The organism is Janthinobacterium sp. GW821-FHT03C10 (genome assembly GCF_059420865.1).
The window spans coordinates 255,352-264,508 of record NZ_JBWKUN010000009.1 but is presented as its reverse complement, the minus strand read 5'-3'; the positions used below and the strand labels follow the sequence as shown (position 1 = coordinate 264,508).

Here is a 9,157-nt window from a genome sequence, read left to right as displayed (position 1 = left end):
GAAGGCAAGGACATTGCGCTGCCATCGTTGCGCGTGACGCCGAAGATGGCAGCGCTGCGCGAAAAACAGGCACTGCGGTCGGAGCGGCAAGGCGCGTTCTGGAAGCACTATCTGGACGGCCACGTGTACTCGACGCTGCCGCCGGCCGAGCAAGCGCAGGACGCGACGAGCATGGACCGCAACCGCGCCGCGAAGGTCAGCGACGCCGTCTGCGGCAAGCTGCAAGCGCTGGCGGCGACGCTGGCCGTGCCGATGCGCACGGTACTGCTGAGCGCCCACCTGCGGGTGGTGTCCATGCTGGCTGGCAAAGACGACGTCACGACAGGGCTGGTGAGCAACGTGCGCCCGGAGGAGCAAGACGGGGAGAAGGTGCTGGGCCTGTTCCTGAACACGCTGCCGCTGCGCCAGAAGCTGGAGCGCTCCAGCTGGAAAGAGCTGATCAAAGCCACGTACGCCAACGAGCTGTCGGTGCTGGAGCACCGCGACTATCCCTACGTCCAGCTGCAGGTGGACAACGGCCGCACGCCTTACTACGAAATTGTCTTCAACTTCATCAATTTCCATGTGTACGATGATCTGAAGGCCAGTTTGCAGGAGGGCGGTTACCAGCAAATATTTGAAGCCACGGGTCTCGACCTGGGGGTCAATATCAACTACAACGTGCGGCGCGGCCTGCATCTGGAGCTGAAACCGGGCAAGCTGGGCGGAATACAGACGGAGCGCATCCTCGGTTACTACCTGGCCGTGCTGGAGTCGATGGCGGCCGACCCGGACGCCGCTTACGACACACAGCACTTCCTGGGCGACGCCGAGGCGCACCGTCTGCTGGTGGAGTTCAACGGCAGCAGCGCCGCCTATCCACCGGGAGAGCTGATCCACCAGCAATTCGAGGCCCATGCCGCCCGCACCCCTGGCGCACTGGCGCTGGGCTATGCGGACCAGACGCTGAGCTATGGCCAGTTAAATGCCCGCGCCAACCAGTTGGCGCATTACCTGATTGGGCTCGGCGTCCAGCCTGACGATCGCGTCGCCATCTGCATGGAACGGGGCATCGACATGATGGTCGCGCTGCTCGGCGTCTGGAAGGCCGGCGGCGCCTATGTTCCGGTCGATGCCGCCTATCCACAGGACCGCATCGCCTACATGCTGGCGGACAGCGCACCCGTTGCCCTGCTGACCCAGGCCGCGCTGGCGGACAAGTTCGCATCGTCGCCGCGCAAGATCGTGCTTGACGGCGAGGACCAGCCCGTCATTGCCGCCGCCGCCGTCGCCAATCCCGATCCCGTGGCGCTGGGCCTGTGCGCCAGCCACCTGGCGTACGTGATCTATACCTCGGGCTCCACCGGCCAGCCCAAGGGCGCGATGCTCAGTCATGCCGGCGTGTCGAACTTCAGCCGGGCGCAGATCGACCGCTTCGGCACCGACGGCGACAGCCGCGTCCTGCAGTTCTTTTCGTTCAGCTTTGACGCCTGTGTCTCGGAAATCACGATGGCCCTGTGCGCTGGCGGCAGCCTGTTCCTGGCCTCGCGCCAGGACCTGATGGTCGGCGAGCCGTTGTTGCGCACCATGCAGCGCCATGCGATCACCCACATCAGCATGCCGACCTCGGTGCTGGCTGCGCTACCGCACGATGCCGATTTCGGCGTCCTGCAGACCCTCATCACCGGTGGCGAAGCACTGCCGCCGACGCTGGCTGACCACTGGGGCGCACGTCACCGCTTCTTCAACGCCTATGGCCCGACCGAGGCGACCGTGATCAGCGCCCTCTACCGCTATGAGTTGGCGCACGGCGAAACCATGCCGATCGGTAAACCGTTGGCCAACACCCCGGTCTACCTGCTGGACAGCCATCTGCGGCCGGTGCCGCAGGGTGTGACCGGCGAGCTGCATATCGGCGGGGTGCAGGTGGCGCGCGGCTACCTCAACCGCGAGGAATTGACGGCCGAGCGCTTCGTCACCGATCCGTTCAGCGAGCGGCCCGGCGCGCGCCTCTACAAGAGCGGCGACCTGGCGCGTTGGTTGCCGGACGGGAACATCGAATTCGTCGGCCGCAACGACCATCAGGTCAAGATCCGCGGTTTTCGCATTGAGCTGGGCGAGATCGAGGCGAGACTGCTGGCCTGTACCGGCGTGCGCGAAGCGCTGGTGATCGCCCGCGATGGCGGTACCAGTTCGGCCGAGAAGCGCCTGATCGCCTACCTGACCGCGCACGACGGCGCCAGCCTCGTCGCGTCCGACCTGCGCGTGGCGCTGGCGCAGCAACTGGCTGACTACATGCTGCCCAGCGCCTTTGTGGTGCTCGACGCCTTGCCGTTGACGCCGAATGGCAAGATTGATCGCAAGGCTCTGCCCGCGCCGCAGATAAGCCGCAGCGATGCGGACTATGTGGCGCCGCGCAACGCAGCGGAGACGCTGCTGTGCGGCACCTGGGCGGAGGTGCTCAAGCTGGACAAGGCAACGGTCGGTATCCACGACAACTTTTTCGAGCACGGCGGCAATTCGCTGCTGGTGGTCAAGCTGCACAGTCTGCTATCGACCCATTACCCGCAGCGGCTGGCGATCGCCGATTACTTCAAGTATGCAAGCCCGGCCCGGTTGGCCGCTTTCCTCGGCGCCTCTGACAGCGAGGTCGTCACCCGTCTGCCGGACAGCGTCTCGCGCGCCGAAATGCGCAAAGGCAGGATGGCGGCGCAACGCGGCAACCGCGTCAAGCGCGCCGTGTAAGCACAACAAATACAACGATAACCATAAGGATAAATACCATGGACCAGCTTGAAAGCCACTACAGCAGCGATGACGGCGACGACAACGCCGTTGCCATCATCGGCATGACGGGACGTTTTCCTGGCGCGAATGATCTCGCCACCTTCTGGCAGAACCTGCGCAACGGCGTGGAATCGGTCGAACCGGTGTCTGACGAGGACCTGATGCGGGCCGGCGTCCCGCCCTCGCTGATCGCCCATCCGGACTATGTCAAGGCAGCGTCGCTGGTGTCCGGCTTCGACATGTTCGATGCCGAGTTCTTTGGCATGCCGCCGCGCGAGGCGGAGATCATGGATCCGCAGCACCGCATGTTTCTGGAATGCTGCTGGGAAGCGCTCGAGCACGCCGGCTACGCGCCCGGCACTGACGCCGGCGCGGTTGGCGTGTTCGCCGGCACGGCGCTCAGCGCTTACCTGATGGAAAATCTGTTTTCCAATCCTCAACTGATTCAGACGGTCGGCAGCCGCCAGCTCATGCTGGCCAACGAGAAAGATTTTCTGTGCGGCCGTGCCGCTTACGAGCTGAACCTCCATGGCCCCGCCGTGGTGGTGCAGACCGCCTGCTCGACTTCGCTGGTGGCGGTGCACATGGCTTGCCAGAGTGTGCTGAACGGCGAGTGCGACATGGCCCTTGCCGGCGGCGTCGCGGTGCACACCTTCGAGAAGCGCGGCTACCTACACACCGAAGGCGGGGTGTTCTCGGCCGACGGCCATTGCCGCGCCTTCGACGCCGATGCCACCGGCATCATTACCGGTAACGGCCTGGGCCTGGTGGTGCTCAAGCGACTCGGCGCCGCCCGTGCCGACGGCGATACCATCCATGCGGTGATACGCGGCTCGGCCATCAACAACGACGGCGCCGACAAGGTCAGCTTCGCCGCGCCCAGCATCGACGGCCAGGCCGCGGTGATCAGCGAGGCGCAGGCCGTGGCCGGCATTGCCGCCGACAGCGTGGGTTACATTGAGGCGCACGGCACCGGCACTCATCTCGGCGATCCGATCGAGGTGAGCGCGCTGACGCAGGCATTCGCGGCATCGACCGAGCGCCGCCAGTTCTGCGCCATCGGTTCGCTGAAGACCAATGTCGGTCATCTGGACGTGGCAGCCGGCGTGGCGGGCCTGATCAAGGCCACGCTGGCCGTCAAGCACGGCGAAATCCCGCCCAGCCTGCACTGCGACACCCCGAATCCGCACATCGACTTTGCCAATAGCCCGTTCTTCGTGAATACCGTGCTGCGTCCATGGGGCGGCGCCGGCCAGCCGCGCCGCGCCGGCGTCAGCGCTTTCGGCCTGGGTGGCACCAATGCCCACGTGGTGCTGGAACAAGCGCCGCCGGCCGCGCCGCGCGACAGTGCGCGCGTGGCGCAGTTGCTGTTGTTGTCGGCCAAGACCCCGGCCGCGCTGGACCAGGCCACCGCCAATCTGGCGCGCTTCCTGGATGAACAGCCGGACACCAACCTGGCCGACGCCGCCTGGACGCTGCTGCATGGCCGCCGTCACTTCGCTCATCGCCGTGCGGTGGCTGCCGCCGATGTGGCCGAAGCCGCGACGGCGCTCAGGCAGGCGCAGTCGGTCCGCGGGCTGCCGGTGGCGGCCGATGGCAAGCAACCCGAACTGGTCTTCATGTTCCCAGGCGGCGGCACCCAGTATGTGGACATGGGCCGCACTCTCTACGCCGCCGAAGAAGTGTTCCGCGATGCGGTAGACGAGTGCGCCGCCATCCTGCAGCCTATCCTCGGTCGCGACCTGCGCGCCGTGCTGTTCACAGGCGATGTAGCCGAGCCGGAGGCCAGCGCCACGCTGAACCGCACCGAACTGGCCCTGCCGGCCCTGTTCACCGTAGAATACGCCATCGCCCGCCAACTGGCCGCATGGGGCCTGACACCGAGCGCCATGATTGGTCACAGCCTGGGCGAGTACGTCGCCGCCTGCCTGGCGGGCGTATTCTCGCTGGCCGACGCGCTGACCATCGTCGTCGCCCGCGCCCGGCTGATCGGCAGCCTGCCCAGCGCCAATATGCTGGCGGTGCTGATGTCGCCGGAACAGGTGCAGGCACGTCTCGGCGATGACCTGTGGCTGGCCTGTGTCAACGGCAGCCAGGCGTGCACCATTTCCGGCACCCCCGCCGCCACCGAAAAACTGGCCGCACAGCTGGAGCGCGAAGGCTGCGATTTCCAGTTGCTGTCAGGCTGGCCGGGCTCGCATTCCGGCCTGATGGCGCCTATCCTCGAGGAGTTCCGCAGCGTTTGCGCCGGCGTGCGCCTGAACGCACCGCGTGTGCCTTACCTCTCCAACCTGAGCGGAGACTGGATCAGCGCCGAACAGGCCACCTCGCCCGACTACTGGGTCGCCCATCTGCACCACACTGTGCAATTCGGGGCCTGCCTGAATAAGCTGCTGGATAATCCTGCCTACGTCTTTGTCGAAATCGGTCCCGGGCATACGCTGGCCAACCTGCTGCGCCGCGAGGCGGCAGCCGGCGCCACGCCGCGCCAGGCGGTGACGATCACGACGATGCCGCGGCGCGACGCCGCCGACAGCGGCGTGAGCGTGCTGCTTGGTGCGCTGGGTCAACTGTGGGCCAACGGCTGCGCCATCGACTGGGACGCCGTGTATGGCGACGCCACCGGCGGCCGCATTCCGCTGCCGACCTATCCGTTTCAGCGCAAGCGCTACTGGATCGCGGCGCAGCAGCGCTACATGGACACGCCGGACCTGGCCGAGGCCTCCAGTCTGGCCGACCAGGCGGGTCCACCGGATGCGGACGCCGCCGAGGAGCGCGCGCCGCTGCTGTCGCACCACCAGCGTCCCGAACTGGCGACGCCGTATGTGGCGCCGCGCTCGCCGACCGAACAAACACTCTGCGCGATCTGGGAGAACCTGCTGGGCATCCAGCCGGTCGGCAGCGAGGACAACTTCTTTCTGCTGGGCGGAAGCTCGCTGATCGCGGTGCAACTGGCTTCCCGTATCCGCTCGGCGCTGCGCGTGGAACTGGCCCTGCGCACGCTGTTTGATACGCCGACGGTGGCGGCGCAGGCCGCCGAAATCGAGCGTCGTCTGCAGGCTGCCGCCACGGCTTCGGTGCCGGCGCTGGCGCCGATCCCGTTGCGGACGGCGGGCGGCGTGACGCCAGCCTCCGATTCACAGCAGCGGCTGTGGTTCCTCGACCAGCTCGACCACGCCGCCAGCGTCGCCTACCATGTGCCGTCCGCACTGCGCCTGAAAGGCAAGCTGGACAAGGTCGCACTGCGGGCCACGCTAAACCGTATCGTGGCCCGTCACGAAAGCCTGCGCACCACCTTCTCCAGCGTCGACGGCCGGACCGGGCAGGTGATCGCTGCAGCGACGGCCGGTTTTTCCCTGAGCGAGCGCGATCTGAGCCAGCTGTCCGGCCATGAGCGCGACTTCGCCCTGAACGGCATCAGTGCGGCCGAGGTGGCGCAGCCGTTTGATCTGGTGAGGGGGCCGCTGATCCGCGGCCAGTTGCTGTGCCTGGCCGAAGACGAGCACGTGCTGCTGGTCACCCAGCACCACATCATTTCCGATGGCTGGTCGCTTGGCGTGCTGGTGCGCGAGATAAGCATGCTGTACACCGCCTTCAGCCAGGGCCGGGCCGACCCGTTGCCGCCGCTGGCGATCCAGTACGGCGACTATGCCGCCTGGCGGCACGCGTGGTTGCAGGGCGCGGTGCCGCAAGCCCAGTGCGCTTTCTGGAAGGAACAACTGGCGGGCGCGCCAGCGCTGCTGGCGCTGCCGACCGACCGTCCGCGTCCACCCCGCCAAAGTTATGCCGGCGCCAGCGTTCCGCTGGTGCTGGGTGCAGAGCTGACGGCCGGCTTGAAGGCGCTGAGCCAAAGGCACGGCGCCACCCTGTTCATGACCCTGCTGGCAGGCTGGGCGGCGCTGCTGGCGCGCCTGTCGGGCCAGGACGATGTGGTGGTGGGCACGCCGGTGGCCAACCGCCAGCGCGTCGAGCTGGAAAACTTGATCGGCTTCTTTGTCAACACCCTGGCGATGAGGGTGCGGCTGGCGGACAACCCGACCGTGGCGCAGTTGCTGGCCCAGGTCAAAGCACATACCCTGAGCGTTTACGAGCACCAGGATCTGCCGTTCGAACAGGTGGTGGAAGCGCTGCAGCCGGTGCGCAGCACCAGCTACAGCCCGCTGTTCCAGGTCATGCTGACCATTCACAACAACCCTGGCCACAGTGTGTTTGATCTGCCCGGTCTGACCCTGAGCCCGATCGAGCAGACGCAGGACACCACGCAGTGCGACCTGACGCTGTCGCTGACCGATACCGGCGACGACTGCGTGGGCAGCCTGCGCTATGCCAGCGACCTGTACGACGAAGCCACCGCGCGGCGCATGGTTGGCCACTTCTGCACCCTGCTGCACGCCATGGTCGAGGACGAGGGCAAGCCGGTGCGCCAGCTGGCGCTGAACAGCGCCGAACAGCGCCGCCATCTGCTGGTCGATTTCAACGATACCGCGCGGACCTGGCCACACAGCGGTTTGATCCATCAGTTGTTCGAAGCCCAGGCCAAGGCCCGGCCGGAAGCGATCGCCCTGGCGCATGGCGAGGAGAAACTGAGCTATGCCCGCCTGAACCGCCAGGCCAATCAACTGGCGCATCGGCTGCGCGCCATCGGCGTGCGGCCCGATGACCGGGTCGCCATCTGCGTCGAGCGCGGCGTGCCGATGGTGGTGGCGCTGCTCGGCATCCTCAAGGCCGGCGCCGCTTATGTACCCCTCGATCCATCCTACCCGGCCGACCGCCTGGCCTACATGCTCGACGACAGCGCGCCGGCGGCCCTGCTGACCCAATCGGCGCTGAATGCCGCACTGCCACACGTCGACCTGCCGCGCCTTGTGCTCGATGATGAAGCCGATGCCGCCCGCATCGCCGCCGAGGACGATGGCAATCCGGATCCGGCTGCGATCGGCCTGACGCCGCGGCACCTGGCGTACGTCATCTACACCTCGGGCTCGACCGGCAAGCCGAAGGGCGTGATGAACCGTCACGACGGCCTGTGCAACCTGGCAAACGCGCAGAGCGCGGCCTTCGAGGTCGGTCCGGAAAGTCGCGTGCTGCAGTTCGCCTCGTTCAGTTTTGATGCCAGCATCTCGGAAATCGTCATGGCGCTCTCCAGCGGCGCCAGCCTGTTCCTGGCCGATGCCGACGCCATGCTGCCGGGCGAGCCGCTGCTGGCGACTCTGCGTGTCCATGGCATCACCCACGTGACCTTGCCGTCGTCGGCGCTGGCCGTGTGCGGCGAGCCGGCCGAGCTGGCGCGCATGACCCTGATCGTCGCTGGCGACGCCTGTCCACCGGAACTGGCGCAACGCTGGTCCGCCCACCATGCCCTGTTCAACGCCTATGGCCCGACCGAGGCGTCGGTGTGCTCGACGATCTACCGATGCGACGGAACGTGCTCCTCGTCTGTGCCGATCGGCAAGCCGATGAACAATGTACAAATCTACATCCTTGACCAGAACATGCAGGCGGTGCCGCTCGGCGTAGTGGGCGAGATCTGCATCGGCGGCGCCGGCGTCGCCCGAGGCTACCTGAATCGTCCTGAGCTGACGGCGGAGCGCTTCGTCGTCGATCCCTTCTCCGGCGGGCCGGAAGCGCGGCTTTACAAGACTGGGGACCTGGCGCGCTGGCTGCCGGACGGCAACATCGACTTTATTGGCCGCAACGACTTCCAGGTCAAGATCCGCGGCTTCCGCATCGAACCTGGCGAGGTGGAGGCGCGCCTGGCCGCTTGTGACGGCGTGCGCGAAGCGCTGGTGGTGGCGCGCGAGGAAGGGGAGGGCGATAAGCGTCTGGTGGCCTATCTGACTGTCCAGACGGGCGCCGCGCCGTCGGCTGCCGACCTGCGCGGCGCACTGGCCCGGCACCTGGCCGACTACATGATTCCGGCCGCGTTCGTGATGCTGGAGAGCTTCCCGCTCACGCCGAACGGCAAGGTCGACCGCAAAGCGCTGCCGGCCCCGGACCGTGCGGCCGTGGTCAGCCGCGATTTTGCCGCGGCGGAAGGCGTGGTGGAGGAGGCGATGGCGGCGATCTGGCAGGAACTGCTCAAGCTCGATCGGGTTGGCCGCCACGATCATTTCTTCGAACTGGGCGGCACCTCGCTGCTGGCGACGCAGTTCGTGGCGCGGCTGCGTGACGCCGTCGGCGTCAGCCTGCCGCTGATAAACATTTTCCAGACGCCGGTGCTGGCAGCTCTGGCCGAGGCGGTAGTACAGGCCGAACTGGACAGGTTCCAGTCGGCGGCGATCGAGCTGGCCGCGTTCGACATTGAACACCTGTCGGACCAGGAAGTGGAGCGCTTGCTGGCCGAAGAACACGCCGCCACGGTATGACACGCCATCCAGAAATCAAACCTATA

General features: G+C 66.7%; 2 protein-coding genes. Both read left to right on the top strand.

From position 1 onward, the window contains the following. Nucleotides 1-2,724 (top strand): non-ribosomal peptide synthetase (locus tag AC07VH_RS26105; RefSeq protein WP_494804006.1); only part of this gene is annotated, 2,724 nt, incomplete at its 5' end. Between the two features lie 38 nt (nucleotides 2,725-2,762). Next, nucleotides 2,763-9,131: a type I polyketide synthase gene (locus AC07VH_RS26100; protein WP_494789602.1), complete on the top strand. Its 6,369-nt coding sequence runs from the start codon at nucleotides 2,763-2,765 to the stop codon at nucleotides 9,129-9,131. Nucleotides 9,132-9,157: the final 26 nt, after the last annotated feature.